The sequence below is a fragment of the Microbacterium kribbense genome, from assembly GCF_039537285.1.
GTDB classification, from domain to species: Bacteria; Actinomycetota; Actinomycetes; order Actinomycetales; family Microbacteriaceae; genus Microbacterium; species Microbacterium kribbense.
The window spans coordinates 241,929-263,927 of the sequence record NZ_BAABAF010000001.1 but is presented as its reverse complement, the minus strand read 5'-3'; the positions used below and the strand labels follow the sequence as shown (position 1 = coordinate 263,927).

The 21,999-nt window shown below is 70.0% G+C and carries 25 protein-coding genes; 13 read left to right on the top strand and 12 right to left on the bottom strand.

The genetic code is table 11. The features are described from left to right. Nucleotides 1-20 precede the first annotated feature (20 nt). The 7 genes from ABD705_RS01150 (at nt 21) to ABD705_RS01120 (ending at nt 6,808) form a co-directional block, all read left to right on the top strand. Nucleotides 21-941: an ABC transporter permease gene (locus ABD705_RS01150; RefSeq protein WP_344779667.1), complete on the top strand. Its 921-nt coding sequence runs from the start codon at nt 21-23 to the stop codon at nt 939-941. Beyond that, entirely contained in the window at nt 941-1,732 is a 792-nt protein-coding gene (locus ABD705_RS01145) for an ABC transporter ATP-binding protein (RefSeq protein ID WP_344779665.1), read from the top strand. Before ABD705_RS01150 ends, ABD705_RS01145 begins: the two co-directional genes overlap by 1 nt. Nucleotides 1,733-1,751: 19 nt before the next feature. Next, a complete protein-coding gene (locus ABD705_RS01140) occupies nt 1,752-2,591 on the top strand; it encodes a methylenetetrahydrofolate reductase (protein ID WP_344779663.1) in 840 nt (279 codons plus the stop codon). 114 nt (nt 2,592-2,705) lie between these two features. Continuing rightward, nucleotides 2,706-3,491, top strand: a complete 786-nt coding sequence (locus tag ABD705_RS01135) for a DeoR/GlpR family DNA-binding transcription regulator (protein ID WP_344779661.1) — start codon at nt 2,706-2,708, stop codon at nt 3,489-3,491. Continuing rightward, entirely contained in the window at nt 3,488-4,435 is a 948-nt protein-coding gene (locus ABD705_RS01130; RefSeq protein WP_344779659.1) for a 1-phosphofructokinase family hexose kinase, read from the top strand. Before ABD705_RS01135 ends, ABD705_RS01130 begins: the two co-directional genes overlap by 4 nt. 28 nt (nt 4,436-4,463) lie before the next feature. Next, nucleotides 4,464-6,518: a PTS fructose transporter subunit IIABC gene (locus ABD705_RS01125; RefSeq protein WP_344779657.1), complete on the top strand. Its 2,055-nt coding sequence runs from the start codon at nt 4,464-4,466 to the stop codon at nt 6,516-6,518. Nucleotides 6,519-6,535: 17 nt separating this feature from the next. Continuing rightward, nucleotides 6,536-6,808: an HPr family phosphocarrier protein gene (locus ABD705_RS01120; protein ID WP_344779655.1), complete on the top strand. Its 273-nt coding sequence runs from the start codon at nt 6,536-6,538 to the stop codon at nt 6,806-6,808. Here ABD705_RS01120 and ABD705_RS01115 read toward each other — a convergent pair whose 3' ends face one another. Then, nucleotides 6,809-7,009 carry a DUF6186 family protein gene (locus ABD705_RS01115; protein WP_344779653.1) on the bottom strand — a complete coding sequence of 67 codons (201 nt, stop codon included), beginning with the start codon at nt 7,007-7,009 and terminating at the stop codon, nt 6,809-6,811. Continuing rightward, complete coding sequence (locus tag ABD705_RS01110) at nt 7,006-7,749, bottom strand: hypothetical protein (protein WP_344779651.1); 744 nt, start codon at nt 7,747-7,749, stop codon at nt 7,006-7,008. Before ABD705_RS01110 ends, ABD705_RS01115 begins: the two co-directional genes overlap by 4 nt. A 66-nt stretch (nt 7,750-7,815) precedes the next feature. Between ABD705_RS01110 and ABD705_RS01105 the strand changes: the two genes are divergently transcribed. Further along, nucleotides 7,816-8,241 carry an NUDIX hydrolase gene (locus ABD705_RS01105; protein ID WP_344779649.1) on the top strand — a complete coding sequence of 142 codons (426 nt, stop codon included), beginning with the start codon at nt 7,816-7,818 and terminating at the stop codon, nt 8,239-8,241. 3 nt (nt 8,242-8,244) lie between these two features. Here the strand turns inward: ABD705_RS01105 and ABD705_RS01100 are convergent, their stop codons facing one another. Continuing rightward, nucleotides 8,245-8,700, bottom strand: coding sequence for an aminoacyl-tRNA deacylase (locus ABD705_RS01100; RefSeq protein WP_344780408.1), 456 nt, complete (start codon nt 8,698-8,700; stop codon nt 8,245-8,247). A gap of 23 nt (nt 8,701-8,723) precedes the next feature. Then, nucleotides 8,724-9,314, bottom strand: coding sequence for a DNA helicase (locus ABD705_RS01095; RefSeq protein WP_344779648.1), 591 nt, complete (start codon nt 9,312-9,314; stop codon nt 8,724-8,726). A gap of 110 nt (nt 9,315-9,424) precedes the next feature. On the opposite strand from ABD705_RS01095, the gene ABD705_RS01090 reads away from it, so the two are divergent. After that, nucleotides 9,425-9,982, top strand: coding sequence for a peptidylprolyl isomerase (locus tag ABD705_RS01090; RefSeq protein WP_344779646.1), 558 nt, complete (start codon nt 9,425-9,427; stop codon nt 9,980-9,982). A 17-nt stretch (nt 9,983-9,999) separates the two neighbouring features. After that, a complete protein-coding gene (locus ABD705_RS01085; protein ID WP_344779644.1) occupies nt 10,000-10,905 on the top strand; it encodes a rhomboid family intramembrane serine protease in 906 nt (301 codons plus the stop codon). A 64-nt stretch (nt 10,906-10,969) separates the two neighbouring features. Here the strand turns inward: ABD705_RS01085 and ABD705_RS01080 are convergent, their stop codons facing one another. Then, entirely contained in the window at nt 10,970-11,209 is a 240-nt protein-coding gene (locus ABD705_RS01080) for a cell division protein CrgA (protein ID WP_344779642.1), read from the bottom strand. Between the two features lie 117 nt (nt 11,210-11,326). On the opposite strand from ABD705_RS01080, the gene ABD705_RS01075 reads away from it, so the two are divergent. From ABD705_RS01075 to ABD705_RS01065, 3 genes are read left to right on the top strand one after another with little or no spacing between them, the layout of a single operon-like run. Next, nucleotides 11,327-12,121 carry a class E sortase gene (locus ABD705_RS01075; protein ID WP_344779640.1) on the top strand — a complete coding sequence of 265 codons (795 nt, stop codon included), beginning with the start codon at nt 11,327-11,329 and terminating at the stop codon, nt 12,119-12,121. Next, nucleotides 12,121-12,276 (top strand): hypothetical protein, encoded by a 156-nt coding sequence (locus ABD705_RS01070; RefSeq protein ID WP_344779638.1) that lies wholly within the window; start codon nt 12,121-12,123, stop codon nt 12,274-12,276. The genes ABD705_RS01075 and ABD705_RS01070 overlap by 1 nt, the downstream gene beginning before the upstream one ends. After that, nucleotides 12,273-12,896, top strand: a complete 624-nt coding sequence (locus ABD705_RS01065; RefSeq protein WP_344779636.1) for an anthranilate synthase component II — start codon at nt 12,273-12,275, stop codon at nt 12,894-12,896. The genes ABD705_RS01070 and ABD705_RS01065 overlap by 4 nt, the downstream gene beginning before the upstream one ends. On the opposite strand, the gene pknB is transcribed toward ABD705_RS01065, so the two are convergent. The 7 genes from pknB to ABD705_RS01030 form a co-directional block, all read right to left on the bottom strand. Beyond that, nucleotides 12,893-14,629: a Stk1 family PASTA domain-containing Ser/Thr kinase gene (gene pknB / locus ABD705_RS01060; protein ID WP_344779634.1), complete on the bottom strand. Its 1,737-nt coding sequence runs from the start codon at nt 14,627-14,629 to the stop codon at nt 12,893-12,895. The two genes, ABD705_RS01065 and pknB, sit on opposite strands and share 4 nt — an antisense overlap. A 57-nt stretch (nt 14,630-14,686) precedes the next feature. Beyond that, nucleotides 14,687-16,435: a serine/threonine-protein kinase gene (locus tag ABD705_RS01055; protein ID WP_344779632.1), complete on the bottom strand. Its 1,749-nt coding sequence runs from the start codon at nt 16,433-16,435 to the stop codon at nt 14,687-14,689. Further along, entirely contained in the window at nt 16,432-17,889 is a 1,458-nt protein-coding gene (locus ABD705_RS01050) for a peptidoglycan D,D-transpeptidase FtsI family protein (RefSeq protein ID WP_344779630.1), read from the bottom strand. Before ABD705_RS01050 ends, ABD705_RS01055 begins: the two co-directional genes overlap by 4 nt. Continuing rightward, nucleotides 17,886-19,229, bottom strand: coding sequence for an FtsW/RodA/SpoVE family cell cycle protein (locus ABD705_RS01045; RefSeq protein ID WP_344780406.1), 1,344 nt, complete (start codon nt 19,227-19,229; stop codon nt 17,886-17,888). The genes ABD705_RS01050 and ABD705_RS01045 overlap by 4 nt, the downstream gene beginning before the upstream one ends. Before the next feature lie 80 nt (nt 19,230-19,309). Continuing rightward, nucleotides 19,310-20,545 (bottom strand): PP2C family protein-serine/threonine phosphatase, encoded by a 1,236-nt coding sequence (locus ABD705_RS01040; RefSeq protein WP_344779628.1) that lies wholly within the window; start codon nt 20,543-20,545, stop codon nt 19,310-19,312. A 12-nt stretch (nt 20,546-20,557) separates the two neighbouring features. Next, nucleotides 20,558-21,082: an FHA domain-containing protein FhaB/FipA gene (locus tag ABD705_RS01035; protein ID WP_344779626.1), complete on the bottom strand. Its 525-nt coding sequence runs from the start codon at nt 21,080-21,082 to the stop codon at nt 20,558-20,560. Beyond that, nucleotides 21,079-21,816 carry an FHA domain-containing protein gene (locus ABD705_RS01030; protein ID WP_344779624.1) on the bottom strand — a complete coding sequence of 246 codons (738 nt, stop codon included), beginning with the start codon at nt 21,814-21,816 and terminating at the stop codon, nt 21,079-21,081. Before ABD705_RS01030 ends, ABD705_RS01035 begins: the two co-directional genes overlap by 4 nt. Nucleotides 21,817-21,999: the final 183 nt, after the last annotated feature.

Below are 21,999 nucleotides of genomic sequence, written 5' to 3'. Positions count from 1 at the left end.
GACCCGGAGGGCCCGAAACCATGATTCCCGCACTTGAACTCGGCATGCTGTATGGCATCGTCGCACTGGGTGTCTATCTGACGTTCAGAATCCTGAACTTCCCAGACCTCACCGTCGACGGCAGTTTCACCACTGGCGCCGCCGTATCTGCATCGCTCCTGGTTTCGGGCACTCCGCCTGTTCTTGCCACCCTTGCCGGAGGGCTTGCCGGCGCTGTCGCCGGCGTCGTCACCGGCCTTCTCTATGCCAAGGGTCGAATCAACGGGCTCCTCGCCGGCATTCTCACCATGATCGGTCTGTGGTCGATCAACCTGGCGATCATGGGCCGAGCGAACATACCCATGCTCCGGCAAGAGACCCTCATGACGCCCCTTCGGGAGAACGACCTCATGGGCGGCCCCGTGAGCATCCTCATCTTCGCGGTCATCGCCCTTGTGCTCAAGTTCGCCATGGACTGGTTCCTGTCGACCGATCACGGTCTCGGGATCCAGGCGACGGGAAACAATGAAGAGATGATCCGCTCGCTCGGGGTGAACACGGCGCGCATGGCGATCATCACGCTGGCCCTGTCGAACGCATTGGTCGCTCTTGCGGGTGCGCTGATCGCCCAATACCAGGGATTTGCAGACATCTCGATGGGCATCGGCCTGGTTCTCGTCGGCCTCGCGTCGGTCATCATCGGTCAGGCCGTCATTCCGGCGCGCGCAGTGTGGTGGGCCACCCTCGCGGTCATCGTCGGTGCGGTCATCTACCGATTCGTCATCTATCTGGCGCTGGCTGTCGGTGTGGACCCGAACTACATGAAGCTGATCTCCGCTGTTCTCGTCGTTGCCGCGCTGCTCCTGCCGCGCTGGGGTCTGCTCAAGCGGGTCCCCTCGCTCCGACAGCTGTTTTCCAGCCGGCGGCCCAAGCCTTATCTCGAAAAGGGGTTTGTCGAGTAATGCTGACACTGCAGAACGTGACCAAGACGTTTTTTCCCGGCACAGTGAATGAGAGAGTGGCGATCAGCGATGTGTCCCTGCACCTGGAGGCCGGAGACTTCGTCACGGTCATCGGGTCCAATGGCGCCGGCAAGTCCACGATGCTCAACATCATCTCAGGCAAGATTCCACTCGACTCCGGTGATCTGCACATCGATGGCAAGTCCGTTCGGAACCTGAAGGACTATCAGCGAGCGAAGTACATCGGCCGCGTGTTCCAGGACCCGATGGCGGGGACGGCCCCGGATCTCACCATCGAGCAGAATCTCGCCCTCGCACTCAAGCGCGGGCAGCGCAGACTGTTCAGAATCGCTGTGACGAACTCTCGACGTGAGAAGTTCACCGAAGAGCTGAAGACGCTGGAGCTCGGCCTTGAAGGCCGATTGAAGATGCGCGTAGGGCTGCTCTCCGGCGGCCAGCGCCAGGCGCTCTCGCTTCTGATGGCGAGTTTCACGCAACCGGCGATCCTCTTGCTCGATGAGCACACCGCCGCGCTCGACCCGCAGCGTGCGGCGCTGGTCACAAAGCTCACGAAGACACTCGTCGAGCGGGATCACCTGACGACTCTGATGGTGACGCACAACATGGAGCAGGCGCTGCAGGTGGGAAACCGCCTGGTCATGATGCACGAAGGGCGCATCCTGCTGGACGTCAAGGAGGACGAGAAGAAGAAGCTGACGGTGCCGAAGCTCCTGGAATTCTTCGCGCAGGTCAAGGGAGCGCAGCTCGACGATCGGGCGATGCTCGGCTAGGCCATGGTCAACTGGCAGCATGGACCTCCGCCGGCTCGTGGACGACTGCTCGCTCGACATGGTGGGCCGCCGCCTTCCGGAGCTGCCGGCGGCCGCTGCGCTGCTGCCGCCGGGCACCCGGGTCAACATCGGGGTCGCGCCCGGCGAGAGCCCACAGCTGCGCCGGGACACCAGCGCCGCGGTCGCCGCGCACGGGCTCACCCCGGTGCCGCACATCGCCGCGCGCCGGATCGTGTCGGCGGCGTCGCTGGAGGACTTCCTGTCCGGCCTGCAGGCCGACGGCACTTCCCGTCACCTGCTTGCCCTGGGCGGTGACCCCGACCCCGCCGAAGGTCCGTACCGCGACACTCTCAGTGTGATCCGCGCAGTCCGACTGGCCGATCACGGCGCGGTCACCGTCGGCGTCGGCGGCCACCCGGACGGTCACCCGGCCGTCTCCTCCGACGTGCTGTGGACGGCCCTGCACGCCAAGATCGACGAGCTCACAGCGCAGGGCCTGCAGCCCGAGGTCTTCACCCAGATGGTGCTCGACGTCGATTCCACGCTCTCCTGGATCGAGGCGGTCCGGGATGCCGGGATCACCGCGCCGATCCGCGTCGGGCTCTGCGGACCCATCGAACCGGCCCGGCTGCGCGGCTACGCGCGGCGCGTCGGCGCATCGCGTGGGGAGGAGGTGTTGAAGCGATACGGCGCCGCACCGGACGATCCGACACCGCGCGTGGGTCCCACCCGGTTCCTCGACGCCCTCGCCGGACGGCTCGACACAGGCCACCACGGGTCGGTGCGCGTGCACCTGTTCTCGCTCGGCGGCCTGCGCGAGAGCGCGGAGTGGATCCACGCCGCGCTGACCCCCTCCTGACCGACATCGCCCGAGCCGGGGCGACGTGTGCTTCGCGCGCGACATCCAACAGAAAATAACTGTTGTTGCGTGTTGATTTGTGTTGTATCGTGTTGCTATCCGAAGGAGGACGCAGTGTATGCCACGGAGCGGCGCGAGATCATCGAGCAGCAGCTGACCGACGACGGCCGGGTGGGCGTGCACGAGCTGGCGCGCCGGTTCGAGGTCACGACCGAGACGATCCGTCGGGATCTGGATGCGCTCGAGCGGCTCGGCGCCCTGCGCCGCGTGCACGGCGGTGCCGTCACGCTGCACACCCGCAGCGTCGCCGAGCGATCGGTCACCGAACGCATCCACCATCGCGCCGGCGCCAAGGCGGCCATCGCACGGCGTGCACTCGGCGTGCTGGCCGGCAGCTTCCAGGGGTCGGTGTTCCTGGATGCCGGCACCACGACCGCCGCGGTCGCCGATCTGCTGCCGGCCCGGCTCGACGAGATCCACGGGCACGCCGACGTCGTCACGCACTCGCTCTCGCTCGCGCCGGCGCTGGCGACCGCCGGCGGCATCACGCTGACCGTCATCGGCGGACGGGTGCGCACCGTCACGGCCGCCGCGGTCGGCGCCGGGACCGTCCGGGCCATCGAGCAACTGCGGCCCGACATCGCCTTCATCGGCACGAACGGCGTCACGGCCGGATTCGGACTGAGCACGCCCGACCCGGAAGAAGCCGCCGTCAAGCGCGCGATCGTCCGTTCGGCCCGGCGCATCGTCACCGTCGCCGACGCCAGCAAGTTCGGCGAGGAGTCGCTGGTCACCTTCGCGGCGCTGTCCGAGATCGACGTGCTGGTCACCGATGCCGCGCCCGGCGCCGAGCTCGCGGCGGCGCTGTCCGAGGCCGGGGTGCAGGTGTGGTCGGCATGATCGTCACGGTCACCGTCAACCCCGCGCTCGACCGCACCGTCGTGCTCGACGGCCCCCTGCGGCCTGGGCAGGTGCAGGTCGCGGCATCCGTCCGCGAAGACGCCGGCGGCAAGGGCATCAACGTCTCGAGAGTGCTCGCCGCCGCCGGGCAGCCGACGCGCGCGGTGCTGCCGCTGGCCGCCGACGACCCGCTGCGCACGGCGCTTGCCGCCCAGCAGCTGGACGTGCGCGCCGTCGCCACCGCCGGCCACTGCCGGACCAACATCGCCCTCACCGATCCCGCCGGCGTCACCACCAAGGTCAATCTGCCCGGCACCGCCTTCTCGCCGGCCGAGGCCGACGCTCTGGTGGCCGCCGTGGTCGTCGCCGCCGAGCACGCGCGCTGGCTCGTGCTGGCCGGCTCCCTTCCGCCGAGCGTTCCCGACGACTTCTACGTCACGCTGATCCGCGCCGTGCGCGAGAAGTGGCAGGATGCCGCACCCCGCGTCGCGGTGGACACTTCGGGCGCCGCACTGCAGGCCGTCGTCGAGCACGCCCGCCCCGATCTGATCAAGCCGAACGACGACGAGCTGGCTGAACTGACCGGAATGGCCCCGGACGGCGCCGACCTGGTGCCGGCGTCGCTGAGCGCGGCGCGCACGCTCGTGCCCGCCCGGGTCGGCGCGGCGCTGGTCACCCTGGGCGCCGCCGGCACGCTGCTGGTCACCGAAGGCGGCGCCTTCGCGACGGCGGCGCCACGCATCCAGGTGCGCAGCACGGTCGGTGCCGGCGACAGCGCGCTGGCCGGCTATCTGCTCGCCGAGACGGCCGGCCGCCCGCCCGAGCAGTGCGTCGTCTCGGCCACCCGACACGGCGCGGCCGCGGCATCCCTGCCCGGAACCCGCGTTCCCCGCCCGCAAGACCTGCCCACCGACGACCTGCCGGTGCAGCACTTCCCGTTCTGAAAAGCCACCCGCACCATTGGAGGTCACCGTGGCAGACACCATCACCACCGCACTGATCAGTCTCGACGACGATCTCGGACCCGACAAGGCCGCCGTCATCCGCGCGCTCGCCGCGCGGGTGGTCGCGCAAGGCAGGGCGACCGACGCCGACGCGCTGTTCGCCGACGCGTGGGCCCGCGAGCAGCAGGACGAGACCGGCCTGCCGGGCGGCATCGCGATTCCGCATGCCAAGAGCCCGGCCGTGCGCGAGCCGTCCCTGGCGTTCGCACGACTTGAGCCCGGTGTCGACTTCGGCGCCGAAGACGGCCCGGCCGACCTGGTCTTTCTGATCGCCGCGCCGGCGGACGCCGCCGAGGCGCACCTCGCGGTGCTCTCGAAGCTGGCCCGCAGCCTGATGCAGGACGAGTTCACCGCCGGCCTGCGGGCGGCCGGCACCGCCGATGAGGTCGTGCACCTCGTGCGCGTCGCGATCGGCGAAGAGCAGTCCCTCGCCGCTCCCGCCGCGGCGCCCGCGCCCAGGAACGAGGCCGCCGCGGCTCCGAACGCACCGACCATCGACGGGCGCACGCCGCGGATCGTCGCCGTCACCGCCTGCGCGACCGGCATCGCGCACACCTTCATGGCGGCGGACGCGCTCACTGCGGCGGGCGCCAAGAACGGCGTCGAGCTGACCGTCGAGCCGCAGGGCTCCAGCGGCTACCAGGCGCTGCCGGCCGGCGTCATCGATGCGGCCGACGCGATCATCTTCGCCGTCGACGTGGATGTGCGCGAGCCGCAGCGGTTCGCCGGCAAACCGGTCGTGCGCGCCTCGGTCAAGGCCGGCATCGAGCACCCCGACGACCTGATCGCACGGGCCGTGAGCGCCGCGGCCGACCCGCATGCCGACCGGGTGACCGGTACGGCGGCGACCGCGACCGCCGCAGGTGCGCCGACCGAGTCGGCCGGCGCGCACATCAAGCGCATCCTGCTCACCGGCGTCAGCTACATGATCCCGTTCGTCGCCGGCGGCGGCCTGCTGATGGCGATCGGCTTCCTGCTCGGCGGTTATGCGATCGCCCTGGGCCACGGCGATTCGGGCGTCAGCAACGCCGTGTACACGCTGCAGCACTTCGCGCTGTGGTCGCTGCCGCCGCAGGGGCTGATGTACTACCTGGGCGCAGCCGCCTTCCAGATCGGCAGCGTCGGGCTGGGCTTCCTGGTGCCGGCGCTGGCCGGCTATATCGCCTTCGCGATCGCCGACCGGCCCGGCATCGCACCCGGGTTCATCGCGGGGTCGATCGCGATCTTCATGAATGCGGGCTTCATCGGGGGCCTGGTCGGCGGCCTACTCGCCGGCTATGCCGCTTATTGGATCGGCAAGCCCGCCGCCCCGCGCTGGCTGCGCGGCCTGATGCCGGTCGTGATCATCCCGCTGCTGGCCTCGATCATCGCCTCCGGGCTGATGCTGCTGGTTCTGGGCGCTCCGATCGCGTGGCTGATGACCCACATGTCCGACTTCCTGAACGGTCTGACCGGCGCCGGCGTGATCGGGCTGGGCATCATCCTCGGCCTGATGATGTGCTTCGACCTGGGCGGCCCGGTGAACAAGACCGCCTACGCGTTCGCCGTGGCCGGCCTGGCCAGTCAGAGTGCCGCGAGCCTGCACATCATGGCCGCCGTGATGTGCGCCGGCATGGTGCCGCCGATCGCGATGGCACTGGCATCCACCGTCCTGTACCGTCGCGGCTTCAGCACCGTCGAGCGCGAGAACGGCGCCGCCGCCTGGCTGCTGGGGGCGTCGTTCATCACCGAGGGCGCCATTCCGTTCGCCGCCGCCGACCCGCTGCGCGTGATTCCGGCCAACCTGGTCGGCGGTGCCGTCACCGGTGCGCTGTGCATGGCGTTCGGCGTCGCCTCGCGTGCCCCGCACGGCGGCATCTTCGTGTTCTTCGCGATCGATCCGATCTGGGGCTTCGTGGTGGCGCTGGCCGTCGGCGCGGTCGTGACGGCACTGCTTCTGATCGCCCTGAAGAAGTTCGTCCGGCGCAGGCAGGCAGCAGAGCCTGCTACCGTCGTGCTCAGCCCCGCGGCCGTCGCCGCCTGAACGCAGGAGAAGAAGAAATGGCAGAACGTCAGGCCACTGTCGCAAGCAGTTCCGGGCTGCACGCCCGCCCGGCCAAGCTGTTCGTGAACGCGGTGAAAGAAGCCGGCATCCCCGTCACCATCAGCGTGGCCGACGGGCCTGACCTGAACGCCGGCAGCATCCTGTCGCTGATGGGTCTGGGCGCGGCGCAGGGCACCGTCGTCACCCTCAAGTCCGACGCCGAAGGCGCCGACGAGGCGCTGGACTCGCTCGTGACGCTGCTGCAGACAGACCTGGACGCCGAGGAGTAGTCACAGCGTCTGGCCGGCCAGGAAGTGCCAGCCGAGCCACCACCAGATCACGATCACCGCGATCCGGACCGGGCCGGTCGACATCAGCCGGTCGAACATCGCGGTGACGGACGCCTCGGCGAAGCGTCGGCCGATCACCCACCCGGCGGCGGCCAGCGCCGCGCCGCAGGCAAGGAAGGCGATCGCGCTGACCACGATCATCGCGCACCTCCGCGGCGCATCAGCCAGACGCCGCCGGCCAGCCATACGCCGATGAACAGGATCTGCCCGGGCACCGTCGCCACGGCGGGGTTGAGCAGGTCGCTGAGGGCGAACGAGGTCGCGTCCGGGTGGATCAGGCCGGCGATGAACTGGATCAGCTCCCACACGCACCCGACGATCACGATCGCCGCCCAGGCCAGGGCCAGATTGCGGATGCCGGTGGTGTAAGCGGTCGGCGCGTCCGGCCGCGCCACCGTGCTGCCCGGCCACGCCAAGGCGACCGCGATCGCACCCGCGGCCACCACCAGCACCTGCATGAGCGGCGAATGCCGCGGCAGGAAGCACATCGCCGCACCCAGCACCCCCGCTCCTCCCGCCAGCGGTGGCAGCGGCAGCCGCCACCGCGAGTGCGGGTCGGGCAGCACCCCCAGCGCGCGCAGCGCCACCGCGACGGCCGCGACGAAGAACACCGCGGCGTCGAAGAACTGCACGCGCACCAGCTGCACGACGCCGATGGCGGCCAGCACGAACAGCCAGCACGCCGCCGGCCAGGCCAGTCGCGCGGTGCGGTGCGGTGCGGTGCGGGAACCGCGGCCGGCGCGGGGCGTCGGGTCGGGGGTGACGCGGCCGGCGGGCCTGGGCAGGGCACGCGCGGCGCGGCGGGAGGGAGCGGATTCGTGCGAGGGCGCGTCGGGCACGCGCTGGCCCCGAGTGTGACGATGCTTCTCACGCGAGGTCATGACGACACTTCCCTGATTGCACTTTAGTCATCCGTCGGGCCGGGTGGGCCGTTCTACAGTGGAGGCATGGACATCCGGGTTGCCGCATATGCGGTCATCGTCGATGCGGATGACCGCATATTGCTCTCGCACTGGATTCAGGGGCGCCGTCCCGCCTGGACGATGCCCGGCGGCGGCCTCGAGGACGGCGAAGATCCGGTGGATGCCGTGCGCCGCGAAGTGCGCGAAGAGACCGGCTACCGGGTCGTGGTGGGGGATCTGCTCGGCATCCATTCCCGCGTCGTCCCGCCCGGGCGCCGGATCTCCCCCGCCACCGAGCCGCTGCACACGCTGCGCATCGTCTACCGCGCGCGGATCACCGGCGGCCGGCTGCGCGCCGAGATCGGCGGCTCCACCGACCGCGCCGACTGGTTTCCGCTGACGGCGGTGCGCAAGCTGCCGCGCGTGCGGCTCATCGACATCGCGCTGCAATTGGCCGACGTGGCCTACTGAGGGCTATTCGCCGATCGGCCGGGTGATGTCGGCGACCGTCGCGTCGTATGCCGCGATAAGATCATCGGCCTGCACGAACAGGCTGTAGTCGGGTGCCCCCGCGCCCATCGCCACGCGTCGCCCGACGATCTGCGCGTCAGCGTACACCGGCCAGTCATGCGTGCTGCCGATCGGCACGATCGTGCCGCGCCCGTACCCGGTCGCCGCCAGTGCGAGCTCAGGCTCCGGCATCCGCAGCCGGTTCACGCCCACCACCGCCCGCAGCTTGGGCCACGAGATGGCGCTGTCACCCGGGACCAGCGCGAACAGGTAGCTGCCGTCATGGCGGGCCACCACGAGCGTCTTGACGATGTCGGCCGGCGTCAGATCCAGCAGCGCTGCCGCCTCCGCGAGGCTGCGCGCGGCCGGTCGCTCGCGCAACGTGATCTCGAGCCCACGGGCGGCCGCCGCAACCCGCACCCGTTCGGTGGGGTCTCCCGCGCTCACGCGTCCGGGCTGCGCAGCGGGTCGTCGGCCACCCACAGCTCGTCGTCGGCGCGCAGCGTCTGCCATGCGGCATAGGCCACGCCGATGGCCGCCGCCACGCCCAGCAGCAGCGCGATGACGCCGCCGGCGCCGATCCCCTTGGACGCGGGCGCCGGCCGCACCGAAGCCATCTGCTTGGCGAACGTCTTCGACGCCTGCTTGCTGTTCTTCTTCGCGTTCTTGGCGAGGGTCTGGATGTCGGGAAGCGACAGGCCTCGGCCCGAGGCGAGCTTGGCGCGCGTGTCGCTTGCGGCATCCCACACCGACATCGCCGAGCCGACGACGGCCCCGGCGGCCGGCACCAGCCGGTTGTTGAACACGTGCTGCGCGGTCTGCACACCCTTGTCGACATAGGGCGCGGCGTACTTGGCGTAGTTCTCCTGCACCGTCGGCGTGAGGTGCTCGCGGTTGTAGTGCCCGAGCTGCTCGCCGGCCGATCGGGCGACGGCGGCGGCTTCACCTACCAGGACCTGCTGCGCCTCCCAGAGCTTGCCGGCCTGGTCCTGCAGCTTGCGGAGTTCCTTCTTGCGCTTACGGCTGAGGCTCACGGGATGCCCTCCCTGTCGATGGGTCGTGTGCCCTTTCATCTTGCCAGACGCACGCACCCGACGGTGGGGATGTACAGAACTTAGAAAGGTATCTCTGGAAGAATGGGGCCATGCCTCAACCCACATCTGTCGCCACCGTCCACACCAATCACGGCGACATCGTCATCAATCTCTTCGGTGACCACGCGCCGCGCACGGTGGCCAACTTCGTCGGCCTGGCCGACGGCACCGGCAGCTGGACCGACCCGCGCACCGGCCAGCCGGGCGAGGGCGCGCTGTACCAGGACATCGTCTTCCACCGCGTCATCTCGGGCTTCATGATCCAGGGCGGCGACCCGCTCGGCGTCGGCACCGGCGGCCCCGGCTACGCATTCAACGACGAGATCCACCCCGAGCTGACCTTCGCGGCGCCCTACGTGCTGGCCATGGCCAACGCCGGCCTGCGCCGCAACGCGATCACCGGAGCGGCCGAGGGCACCAACGGCTCGCAGTTCTTCATCACCACCGCGGCCACGCCGTGGCTGCAGGGCAAGCACACGATCTTCGGCGAGGTCGCCGATGATGCGTCCCGCGCCGTCGTGGACGCGATCGACGCAGTGCCCACCGGCGCGCAGGATCGCCCGGCCGAGCCGGTCGTGATCTCCTCGATCGACATCGCCGCGGTCTGAGCCGGCCCGCCGACCGGATGACGTCCCCCGACTTCGCTGCCAATCGCGACAACTTCTGCTATCGGCATCCCGATCGGCAGAGCTTCGTGCTGTGCCAGCGCTGCCTGCGCACGATCTGCCCGGAGTGCCAGACCCAAGCGCCGGTGGGCGTCATCTGCCCGCAGTGCCTGCGCGACCAGCAGCAGGCGGCGACGCCGGGCCAGCGCCGGGCGCAGCGGCGCTGGCGGGGCGGTTCGGCCCGGGCCGCGACCATCGCCCCGGTGGACCACCGTCCGCTCGCGACGTACGCCATCATCGCGGTCACGGTCTTCGTCTACCTCACCCAGCTGGTGCCGAACTCGCCGGTCGAACAGTGGCTGCTGCTGTGGGGCGGATATCTCATCCCGTCGCTCGGTCACTTCGAGCCGTGGCGACTGCTCACGGTGCTGTTCGTGCACTCGGGCTGGCTGCACATCGGCCTGAACATGCTGGCGCTGTGGATGATCGGCCGCATCCTCGAACCGCTGCTGGGCCGATCCCGGTTCGTGGTCCTCTACCTGATCGCGGGGATCGGCGGCTCGATGGGTGCTGTGCTGCTCGCACCGACCGTCCCGGTCGTGGGCGCGTCCGGGGCCATCTTCGGGCTGTTCGGGGCGCTGCTGATCATCGGCCGCCACATCGGTGCGAACGTGACCGGCATCGCGGTGATCATCGGCATCAACTTCGCCTACCCGTTCGTGATCGGCATCCTGTCCGGCTCGATGGCCGCGGTGCAGATCTCGTGGCAGGCGCACCTGGGGGGACTGGTCGCCGGCTGTGTGGTCGGCTTCATCTATACCCGCACGCGCGCCATCCGCCGGCGCCGCCTGCAGGTCTGGCTGCTGGTGGCCGTGACTGTGGTGCTGCTCGGTCTGCTGATCATTCCCGCGACGCTGTACGTCTAGCGCGAACGAGAGTTATCCACAGGGTTGTCCCCAGCTGGGGACAAACTACAGCCGTGTAGTTCGGTCAGCGCCAGCGGGTGGTCATCAAGAACCCGGCGAACGCGATGCCGAATCCGATCACCAGGTTCCAGGCGCCGATGCCCGGGACGGGGAACTGACTGCCGCTCAGATAGAACACCAGCACCCAGGCCAGCCCCAGCAGCATCAGGCCGACCATCATCGGCTTGAACCACACCGCGTTGGGCGCGGCGTCGGTCGCGCTGCGCTCGACGAGGGGCTCGTCGTCCTTGCCAGATCGTGCCATGCCGCCATTCTACCGGGCGGACGCGCCAGAGCAGAACTGCCGGGTTCTGCCTCGCGTCACCGGGCGGGGTCGCCGACCGGCGGCGGGCGGTCACCGGCGCTGGCTTAGACTTCCGATGTGACCGACCCGCCCGACGCCCCGCGGCCGCGGCCGACCCTGCCGGCGGCTGCGCGCGGGCGCACGGACGGCGGCGTCGCGGTCATCGGCGTGGTCGCCGAGGTGCTGCTCACCCTCGGCGCGCTCACCCTGCTGTTCGTGGCCTGGCAGCTCTGGATCGGCGACTGGATCGGGGCGGCGCAGAAGAACGCCGCCGGATCCAGCATCAGCCGGCAGTGGGCCGAGGCGCCGCCGCCCGCGCCGGCGGCCGCCACACCCGGCCCGACCGCGACCGCGAGCGCGGCGCCGGTCGCACCGGTGGTGCTGCCGCAGCCGAAGGACGCCCAGATCTTCGGTGTCATGCACGTGCCCCGGTTCGGCGCCGACTACAGCGTGCCGGTGGCCGGCGGCGTGACCCGGCCGCGCACCCTCGACCCGATCGGCATCGGCCACTATCCCGGCACCCCGATGCCCGGGGCGCTGGGCAACGTCGCCCTCGCCGGGCACCGGACGACCTTCGGCAAGCCGTTCAACCGGATCGCCGATCTGCGCATCGGCGACGCGATCGTCATCGAGACCAAGGCCGGCTGGTACACCTACCGCTTCCGCAATCTCGAATACGTCCGGCCGGACGCCGTCGACGTGCTGCTGCCGACGCCGCAGCGCACCGATGTCGCCGCCACCGGGCGCTACCTGACCATGACCAGCTGCAGCCCCATGTACTTCAAGTCCGAGCGCATCATCGCCTATAGCGTGTTCGAGTCGTTCACGCCGCGCGGCGACCCGCCGCCGGTCTCCCTTGCGGCGGTGAGCTGATGTACGCCGCACTGTGGCGCATCCTGCCCGGTCCCTGGTGGGTGCGGGTGCTGATGCTGCTCGTGCTGTTGGCGGCGGTGCTGTACGGCCTGTTCTTCTTCGTGTATCCGTGGGTCAGCGCGCTGATCGACCCCCAGGAGGTGATCGTCCAGTGAGCGAGATCCTCGTCGTGGACAACCACGACAGCTTCGTGCACATCCTGGTGGACTACCTGGGCGAATTGGGCGCGTCCGTGCATCTGGTCGAGGCCGATGCGATCGATCCGGACGCGGCCGCCGCGGCGCTGGGCGGCTACGCCGGCGTGTTGATCTCTCCCGGTCCGGGCACCCCCGCGCAGGCCGGCGCGTCCATCCCGGTGGTGCGTGCCGCGTTCGAGCGGCGGATGCCGCTGCTGGGCGTCTGCCTCGGCCACCAGGCGATCGCCGAGGCGTTCGGCGGCACAGTGGGGCAGGCGCCCGAGCTCATGCACGGCATGGTCTCCGACATCCACCACGACGGCACCGGGCTGTTCGACGGCATGCCCGCGCCCTTCCCCGCCGGCCGTTACCACTCGCTGGCGGTGACCCGGATGCCCGGTGCGCTCGAGGTGACCGCACGCACCGACCGCGGTGTGGTGATGGCGCTGGCTCACCCGCGCGCGCCGATCTGGGGCGTGCAGTTCCACCCCGAGAGCGTGCTCACCCGCGGCGGGCATCGGCTGCTGGGCAACTGGCTGACCCACGCGGGCATGCCCGGTGCCGCCGAGCGCGGCGCGCACCTGACGGTGCGCCGCTAGCCGCCGCCCGTGCCGCCACTTTTCTTGTCGCCGGCAGCAGGTCCCGAGCACGACACCAGCACGACGTGGGTGTGGATGGGCACCTCGCCAGGGCCGGCGGACTGCGACTTCACCGAGCGCGGGTCGGTGGCCGGGCAGCTCGCATCATCGGTGACGTCGACGGTCAGCTTCAGATCCAGCAGCGCCTTCTTGGCGTCGTCGAGCGTGAAGTTCCCGGTGACGTCGGGCACCGCGACCGTGCCGGTGGCCACCACCAGGTCGACGGCGCTGCCCTGCGCGACGTCGACCTTCTGTTCGGGGTCGCTGCTGATCACGATGTCGGCCTCGGTGTCGGGCTCGTCGTCGCGGCGCACCTGCCCCAGACTGAGTCCGGCCGTCTGCAGCGCCTGCTCGGCCTGCGCGCGCGTCATCCCGACCAGAGGGGGCACCGTCACCGACTGCGGGCCCTTCGAGACCACCAGCATCACCTCGGAGTCGCGCTCCATCGACACACCCGCCTTCGGTTCGGAGCGGATGACGTCGCCGGCCGGCACCGTGGCGCTGGCCTCATCCTGGCGGGTGGCGCTCAGGTCGTTGTCGGCGAGCGCCGTGGTCGCCGCGTCATAGGTCAGCCCGACGACGACGGGGACGATCCGCGATCCGGAGGGCACCAGCTGGCACGGTTTGATCGTCAGCACCCAGATCAGCACCGAGATCAGCAGTACCGCCAGCACCGCCACGCCCGCCCAGATCCAGGCCGCCGGCGGCCCCGCCTGGGTGCGCTTCATGGTCGGGTCGCTGCTGAGCTGGCGCAGCGACCGGGCGGTCTCGGCGGCCTGCCGCGGGTCGGGTCCGTAGAGCGTGTTCGCGAGCGTGTCGACCTGTCGCCGGCTCGGCGCCTTGCCGGCTCCGGCGGCATCGAGTGCTTCACGGAAGGCGGCGGCATCCGGATAGCGCGCGAACGGGTCCTTGGCCAATGCCCGCAGCACGACGGCGTCCAGCGCGCGCGGCACGGTCTCGACCACCTCGGACGGCGCCAGCGGCGCAGCACTGACGTGCTGGTAGGCCACCGCGACCGGCGAGTCTCCGCGGAACGGCTGCCGGCCGGTGAGCAGCTCATAGAGCACGACTCCGGTGGAGTACAGGTCGGCGCGGGCGTCGACCACATCGCCCTTGGCCTGCTCGGGCGAGAAATACGCCGCGGTGCCGAGGATCGTCGTCGTTTCGGCGACCGTGGACGAGGAGTCCGACACGGCGCGGGCGATGCCGAAGTCCATCACCTTGACCTGACCGGCATCCGTGATCATCACATTGCCGGGCTTGATGTCGCGATGGACGACGCCGGCGCGATGCGAGTACTCGAGTGCTTCGAGGATGCCGTCGACATAGCGGATGCTGTCGGCCAGCGGCACGGGCCCGGCGGCGATGACGTCTTTCAGGAGCCGGCCGTGCACGAGTTCCATCACGATGAACGGGATGGGGTGTTCGGTGCCGTCCGCGTCGGTCTCGATGTCTTCGCCGGCGTCGTACACGCGCACCACGGCGGTGCTGGACATGCGCGATGCGGACTGTGCCTCGAGCCGGAATCGGGTGCGGAATCCGCTGTCGTCGGCCAGCTCGCCGTCGAGGATCTTGATCGCGACCGGGCGGCCCAGGGTCAGGTCGTAGCCACGGTACACCGACGCCATGCCGCCGCGGCCGATGGGCTCGTCGACGCGATAGCGACCGGAAAGCACGCGCGACTCGACTGACACTTCACTCCCTGTGGTGGAACAGATGCCAGCCTAACCGACGGCACCGGGCGACCCGGCTCAGGGCGCGGTGGACGGCGTCGGCGCGGGACTGTCGGAGGGCGGGGCGGACGGTGCGTCGGTGGGCGCCGTGGTGATCGGCGTGGACGTCGTGCCGGACGGCGCCGACTGGCGGCTGTCGGTGTTGCTCTTGCAGACGGCGACGTACGAGGCGGTCACGTCGCCGGTCGCATTGGCGACGTTCACGTGGGCCGACAGAGTGCCCGCAGCGGCGGTCAGCGTGCTGCCTCCGCCGTCGGCGAAGGTCGCATTGGTCACCGTCACGACGTAGCCGTCGAGGTTGCCGGTGCCGGGCGGGCAGGTGAAGGCATCCCACGAGACGGTGGCGGTGCCGCCGGCCATGACCTGGCCCGATTCGCCGTCACCGTTTATCTGGGGCGGGTTGGTCGGAGCGGGGATGTCGGTCTGCGCCGCGTAGCACGACAGCGTGATCGTGGTGCCGACGGGGTTGTTGCCCCCGGGCCGGTACGAGGCGACGGTGCCGACCTTGTCCTTCGCGGGCGCGGCGCCGCCGTCGGTGCGCTGTGGGGTGAGTTCGTTGTCGCGCAGCGTCTGCTCGGCGGCGTCGCACGTCATTCCGACCAGGTTCAGCCCATCGACGTTCACCGGTTCGGCGGTGGCGGTATCCGACGGAGTCTGCACGGTGGTGCCGGCCGCCGACGAAGTGGCCGGCGCCGGCGCGGGCTGGCCGAACAGCGCCCACAGAGTGCCGGCCAGGACGATGATCAGCAGTGCGATCAGCGCCAGCAGCGGCCAGGTCCACGGGCTGCGGCCCTTGCGCCTCGGCTCGGCCTCGACCGGCACCAGCGGGGCGGTGGACGGCAGCAGCCGGGTCGTGGCCGCCGTGCCGCCGCCGGTGGTCGCCAGCAGCTGCGTGGCGGCGTCCACACCGGTGGCGATCGCCGGCACCGCGGTGATCGCGGCGGCGACGTCACCGCGCCGCAGCGCGGTGGCCGCCCGGGCGACGATGGCCGTGGATGCCGGCCGGTCTTCGGGCTTCTTGGCGATCATCGCGAGGACGAAGTTCTGCACCGGCTGTGCGATCGTCGCCGGCAGCGGCGGCGGCTGCTCGTTGATCTGCGCCATCGCGATCGCCACCTGCGATTCGCCGGTGAACGGGCGCTTGCCGGCCAGGCACTCGTACGCGACTATGCCCAGCGAGTAGATGTCGGTGGACGGGGATGCGGGATGACCGGATGCCTGCTCGGGTGAGAGATACTGCACCGTGCCCATGACCTGGCCGGTGGCCGTCAGCGGCACCTGATCGGCGATGCGCGCGATGCCGAAGTCGGTGATCTTCACGCGTCCGTCGGGGGTGATCAGCAGGTTGCCGGGCTTGATGTCGCGGTGCACCAGGCCCGCGGCGTGCGCGGCCTGCAGGGCGGCCGCCGTCTGCGCGACGACGTCGAGGGTCTTGTCGACCGACAGCGAACCCTCGCGCTCCAGCACGGTCGACAGCGCCTCGCCGGGCACCAGCTCCATCACCAGGAACGCGGAGCCGTTCTCCTCGCCGTAGTCGAACACGCTGGCGATGCCTTCGTGGTTGACCAGGGCCGCGTGCCGCGCCTCGGCGCGGAAGCGCTCCAGGAAGCCGGGGTCGCCCATGTATTCGTCTTTGAGGATCTTGATGGCCACGGTGCGGCCAATCACGTGATCGGTGGCTTCCCACACCTCGCCCATGCCGCCGATCGCGATCCGCGAGTCGAGCTCGTAGCGGCCGCCGAAGGTCACCCCTTGCGTCGGTCTCATTTACCCAGCACCGCCTCCATGACCTTTTTCACGATCGGCGCCGCGATTGAGTTACCGCTGCCCGACTGCCCGACGCCTCCGCCATTCTCCACGACGACCGCCACCGCTACCTGAGGGTCTTCTGCGGGGGCGAATCCGGTGAACCACAGTGAGAACGGGTTGTTGTCCCCGTTCTGCGCGGTTCCGGTCTTGCCGGCCACAGCGACCCCGTCAATTCTTGCATTGGTGGCGACTCCGTCGCTGACGTTGGCGACCATCATCCGCACCAGTTCGGCGTTCAGCGCGGGATCCAGTGCCCTGCCGTACTCGGCGTTGTCGAATTTCTCCTGCACCGACAGGTCGGGTCCGACCACTTCGTCGACCATCCGCGGCTTCATCACGACGCCGCCGTTGGCGATGCCGGCCGAGACCATCGCCATCTGCAGCGCTGTGGCGGTGACCTTGCCCTGGCCGAACCCGGTCAGCGCGGTCTGCGCGGAGTCCGTCGGCGGCGGGTAGGACGAGGGCGTCGAGGGCAGCGGCAGATCGAATGACGTGTTGAAGCCGTATTTCTCGGCTTCGGCGCGGATCGCGTCGCCGCCGACCTTGACTGCGAGTTCGGCCATCGGGATGTTGCAGCTGAGCCGCAGCGCATCGGCGATCGTGACGTCCTTGCCCGGGCCGCACGTGGTGCGGGTGTCGTTGGAGATCGAGGTCGTCGTGCCCGGCAGCGTGTAGCGGACCGGGTTGGGCAGCTTCGACTGCGGCGTGAACTGCCCGCTGGCCAGGGCCGCCGAGACGGTGACGAGCTTGAACGTCGACCCCGGCGGATCCAGATCGCCGCCGATGGCACGGTTGTAGAGCGGATGCGTCGGATCGGCGTTGAGCTTGTCGTAGGCGGCGTTGACGGCGTTCGCATTGTGCGCGGCCAGGATGTTGGGGTCGAAGCCGGGGCTGGAGACCATCGCGAGGATGCGGCCGGTCTTGGGCTGGATCGCGATCACGGCGCCCCGCAGCTTGCCGAGCGCCTCATAGGCGGCCTTCTGCACCTTCGCATCCAGTGAGAGCATCACGTTCGAGCCGCGGGCCGGCTGGCCGGTCACGATCTGCTCGACGCGGGTGAGGAACTGCGAGCTGCCGGTGCCGGACAGCTGCTGGTTCAGGGCCTTCTCGATGCCGGTGCGCGATTGCAGCACGGGGTTGTAGTAGCCGGTGACCGGCGCCCACATCAGCGGATCGACGTACTGGCGCTGCCAGCTGTAGACGTCCTTCGACGGCGTGGAGTACGCGATCGCCGACCCGCTGGCGATGATCGATCCGCGCTGCACGTCGAACGAGTCGTACATCGCCCGTTTGTTGTTCTGGTTCTGGGCGAGCGAATCGGCCTGCACGACCTGGATGACGCTGGTCGAGCCGAACAGGGCCAGGAACATCAACAGCATGATGATGGTCAGCCGCCGCAGTTCCTTCGTCATCCGATCACCACCCGCGGGCGGGACCGGACGGCGTCGGAGACCCGCAGCAGGATCGCCACGATCAGCCAGTTCGCCACCAGCGAGGATCCGCCGGCGGCCAGGAACGGCGTGGTCAGGCCGGTCAGCGGAATGACCCGCGTCACGCCGCCGACCATGATGAACACCTGCAGTGCGATCGTGAACGACACGCCCACCGCGAGCAGCTTGCCGAAGTCGTCCTGACCGTTCAGGCCGATCCGGATGCCGCGGCTGGTGAAGACCATGTACAGGCAGAGGATCGCGAACAGGCCGATCAGTCCGAGCTCCTCGCCGAGGCTGGCGAAGATGTAGTCGCTCTCGGCGACCGGGGTCAGCCACGGCCGGCCCTGCCCGAGCCCGGTGCCGATCAGGCCGCCCTGGGCCATCCCGAAGATGCCCTGCACGAGCTGATAGCTGCTGCCACCCATCAGGTCGGGGTTGAAGGCATCGAGCCAGTTCGTGAATCGGCTGCCGACGTAGGGCAGCAGTCGGGATGCGGCCCAGGCGCCGCCGGCGGCCAGCACGACGCCCATCAGCACCCAGCTGGTCTTGCCGGTGGCCACGTACAGCATCGCCACGAACATGCCGAAGATGAGCAGCCCGGTGCCCAGGTCGTGCTGGAGCACGATGATGCCCAGTGACACCAGCCACACCACCAGCAGCGGGCCCAGCTCGCGGGCGCGCGGCCAGGTGAAGCCCAGGAAGCGGGTGCCCACCGAGGTCAGCGAGTCCCGGGTGCGCACCAGATAGCCGGCGAAGAAGATCGCCAGGCAGATCTTGGCCAGCTCGCCCGGCTGGAACGAGAAGAAGCCGAGCGAGACCCAGACGTCGGCGTTGGCCTCCGTGCCCAGACCCGGGATGATCGGCAGCAGCAGCAGCACGATGCCGAGCAGGCCGAAGATGTAGGTGTACCGGAAGAGCACCCGGTAATTGCGCAGCAGCATCACCAGCAGCACCGCCCCGACCAGGGCGATGCCCGCCCACGCGAGCTGGCGGGTGGAGTACGCCGCCCAGCCGTGCCGGTGCCAGTGCACGTCGAGGCGGTAGATCTCGGCGAGGCCGATGCCGGTCAGCAGCGTTCCGATCGGCACGATGAACGGGTCGGCGTCGCGGGCCACCAGGCGCAGCACGATGTGCAGCGCGAGCACCAGCGCGGTGAGCACGCCCAGGTAGATCAGGAACCGCGGGTCCACTTCACCGGCGGCGCCCAGCTGCACCAGCACGACGGCGCTGCCGTTGACGACGAACGCGAACACCAGCAGCGCCAGCTCGCGGTTGCGCTGGGTCTGCGGCACCCGGATGCGCCGCAGCGCGCGCAGCATGGCGGTGTCGGCCACGGGCGCCGCCGGTGCCGCTCCGGCAGCCGGCCGCGTCGCGCTGATGCCGCTGGGCGGAGTGCGCATCAGCCACCTCCGATGTTCAGTCGCAGCTGGTCGACGATGTGCTCGGCGGCGTCGAACGAGTCGGCCGAGATGGTGCCTTCGACGGTCTGCCGGTCGAAGTCGCTGAGCAGATTCAGCGGCAGCCCGGTGTTCTCGTACGGTGTGGACAGTGAGATCGGGCCGATGTTCTGCTGGATGCCGCGGTAGATGACGACGGTCGTGTCGCCGGCGCCGACGAAGTACCGGGTCTGCGTCCACGTGTAGGCGCCGAACAGCGCCGCCGCGATGGCCGCCAGCACCAGGAGGAGACCGACGATCCAACCCACGCGCCGCCGGCGCGCGCGGCGCCGGTCTTCTTCGATGAGCTCTTCGAGGTATTCGGCGGCCGGCTCGAAGTGGCTCGGCTCGTTGGCGGCCTGCCGGCCCAGATGCAGCCACGAGACCCGGCCGGGCCGGATCGGCGGCACCTCGATGCCCTTGGGGGTCGCGGCGGCGCCGACGATCTGCGGCGTGCCGGAGAACAGCGGATGCTGGCCGCCGACATCCACGATCACTATCGTCACGTTGTCGGGGGCACCGGCATCCAGCGCCTGCTTGAGCAGCATGTCCGCGGTGCGCCCGGGGGCTTGACCGAGCGCCATCGTCTTGGCCATGTGCGTGTCGTCGACGACACCGCACAGGCCGTCCGAGCAGATCAGCCAGCGGTCACCGGGCCGCGTCGGCATCACGAACGCGTCGACCTCGGGGTCGGCCGACATGTCGCCGAGCACGCGCATCAGCACCGAGCGGCGCGGGTGGTAGCGCGCTTCTTCGGGGGTGATCCGGCCCGAGTCGACCAGTCGCTGCACGAACGTGTGGTCGGTGGTGATCTGGGTGAGCTCGTCGTCGCGATACAGATAGATGCGCGAATCGCCGATGTGCGCGATCACGGCGTACTCGTCGACCATGATGATCGCGCAGACCGTGGTGCCCATGCCGGCCAGCTCCGGCTGCGCCTTGACGGTGTCGATCAGGTCGCCCGCCGCGGCGGTCATCGCATGCCGCAGCGCGTGCTCGGCCGCGCCGGTCGACTCATAGCCGTGATCCAGGCCCTGCAGCCGGGCCAGGGCCAGGCTCGAGGCGACGTCGCCGCCGGCGTGCCCGCCCATGCCGTCGGCCACGACGAACAGGTTGGCCCCGGAATAGCCGGAGTCCTGGTTGTTCGACCGCACCTTGCCGGTGTGCGAGAGCGCAGCGCTCGAGCCCTGGAAGACCATGTCGGGCGGGTCCTACTTCCGCAGCTCGAACGTCGTGGCCCCGACCCTGATGGGGACGCCGATCGTGATCGGCACGGGGGCCGAGATGCGCTGGTCGCCGTGCCAGGTGCCGTTGGTGGAATCCAGGTCCTGGATCATCCAGACCTCGCCCCACAGCACCAGGCGCGCGTGGTGGCTGGAGGTGTAGTCGTCGCGGATCACCAGGCCCGATTCGCTGGAGCGGCCGATCGTCAGCGGCTCGGTGCCCAGCGGCAGCTCGAGCCCGGTCTTCGGGCCCGAGGTGATCACGATCCGCGAGACGGTCTCGGTGGTGGCGGTGCCGCCGGCCTCGGCGGCCGGCGGCTTGTGCGCCTGCACCGGGACGGTGGCATCGGCCGGGCCGGCCGGCGGTGCCGCAGCGGCGGTCGCCGGTGCAGGCATCTTGCGCACCTTCACGCCGAACAGGTCGGCGCGCAGCGAGTAGACCACGGCGAACACGAAGAACCACATCAGGATCAGGAACCCGATCTGCAGCAGCAGCAGTGTCAGCTGGCTCATCGCGCGTCGCTCCCGGTGTCGAACATCCGGGTCACGGCATCCGCCGCCGGTGTCTCCGGCAGCGGCGGCGTGGCCCGCGGGACGACGTGGAAGGCGATCTCGGTGCGCCCGATCGCGATGACCGAGTCGGCCGGCAGCGGCGCCTGCGAGATCGCGATGCCGTCGAGCTTGGTGCCGTTGGTCGAGCCGAGGTCGCGGACCACGGCGCGCTCGCCGTCCCAGAGGATCTCGACATGCTTGCGGCTGGTGCCGGAGTCGGCGATCGTGATGTCGGCGTCGCTGCCGCGTCCGATCACAGTGCGACCCTTGGCCAGCGGATGGCGGGTTCCGTCGATGTCGACCACGCCGCGCCACGATACCGTGCCCTGGGCCGTGTGCGAGAGCACCCGCAGTGTTCCGGTGGAGAGCCGGTCGTCGCGCTGGAGGGTGACCGAGACCGGTCCGGCGAAGGAGTAGTGCTGGGATGCCGCGTGCGTGCGCACGATCTCGGTGAGTTCGCCGATCAGCGCGGGGCCGATGGCGGCCATCTTCTCGTCGTCGGCCGGGGCCAGCTGCACCGTGAATGTGTTGGGCACCAGGATGCGGTCGCGGGTGACCACGGCGGCCTTCTTGTTGAGCTCGCTGCGCAGCGCCGAGGCGATCTCGACGGGCTGGATGCCGCTGCGGAAGGTCTTCGCGAACGCGCCGTTGACGGCGCGTTCGAGACCTCTCTCGAAGCTGTCAAGTAGTCCCACGCGACTCCTCAGGCAGGGCGGACTGGTGGCTACATGCTAGTTGTCCCGGCTGAAGACGTCATGATTGCCCTGATGCAGGCGCCTTCGGTGCCCGTGAGCCCGCGGGAATCTGGCGCCCCGGCCGGGGGGCGGCGCCCCGGTCGGGGGGATGCCGCGGTGCGACGCGCTGGTGCTCTCGTGCTA

Coding starts and splice junctions, on each gene's coding strand:
- ABD705_RS01150 (WP_344779667.1), top strand. CDS start 21: ATGATTCCCGCACTTGAACTCGGCATGCTGTATGGCATCGTCGCACTG.
- ABD705_RS01145 (WP_344779665.1), top strand. CDS start 941: ATGCTGACACTGCAGAACGTGACCAAGACGTTTTTTCCCGGCACAGTG.
- ABD705_RS01140 (WP_344779663.1), top strand. CDS start 1,752: ATGGACCTCCGCCGGCTCGTGGACGACTGCTCGCTCGACATGGTGGGC.
- ABD705_RS01130 (WP_344779659.1), top strand. CDS start 3,488: ATGATCGTCACGGTCACCGTCAACCCCGCGCTCGACCGCACCGTCGTG.
- ABD705_RS01120 (WP_344779655.1), top strand. CDS start 6,536: ATGGCAGAACGTCAGGCCACTGTCGCAAGCAGTTCCGGGCTGCACGCC.
- ABD705_RS01115 (WP_344779653.1), bottom strand. CDS start 7,009: ATGATCGTGGTCAGCGCGATCGCCTTCCTTGCCTGCGGCGCGGCGCTG.
- ABD705_RS01110 (WP_344779651.1), bottom strand. CDS start 7,749: ATGACCTCGCGTGAGAAGCATCGTCACACTCGGGGCCAGCGCGTGCCC.
- ABD705_RS01105 (WP_344779649.1), top strand. CDS start 7,816: ATGGACATCCGGGTTGCCGCATATGCGGTCATCGTCGATGCGGATGAC.
- ABD705_RS01090 (WP_344779646.1), top strand. CDS start 9,425: ATGCCTCAACCCACATCTGTCGCCACCGTCCACACCAATCACGGCGAC.
- ABD705_RS01085 (WP_344779644.1), top strand. CDS start 10,000: ATGACGTCCCCCGACTTCGCTGCCAATCGCGACAACTTCTGCTATCGG.
- ABD705_RS01080 (WP_344779642.1), bottom strand. CDS start 11,209: ATGGCACGATCTGGCAAGGACGACGAGCCCCTCGTCGAGCGCAGCGCG.
- ABD705_RS01070 (WP_344779638.1), top strand. CDS start 12,121: ATGTACGCCGCACTGTGGCGCATCCTGCCCGGTCCCTGGTGGGTGCGG.
- ABD705_RS01055 (WP_344779632.1), bottom strand. CDS start 16,435: ATGAGACCGACGCAAGGGGTGACCTTCGGCGGCCGCTACGAGCTCGAC.
- ABD705_RS01050 (WP_344779630.1), bottom strand. CDS start 17,889: ATGACGAAGGAACTGCGGCGGCTGACCATCATCATGCTGTTGATGTTC.
- ABD705_RS01045 (WP_344780406.1), bottom strand. CDS start 19,229: ATGCTGCGCGCGCTGCGGCGCATCCGGGTGCCGCAGACCCAGCGCAAC.
- ABD705_RS01040 (WP_344779628.1), bottom strand. CDS start 20,545: ATGGTCTTCCAGGGCTCGAGCGCTGCGCTCTCGCACACCGGCAAGGTG.
- ABD705_RS01035 (WP_344779626.1), bottom strand. CDS start 21,082: ATGAGCCAGCTGACACTGCTGCTGCTGCAGATCGGGTTCCTGATCCTG.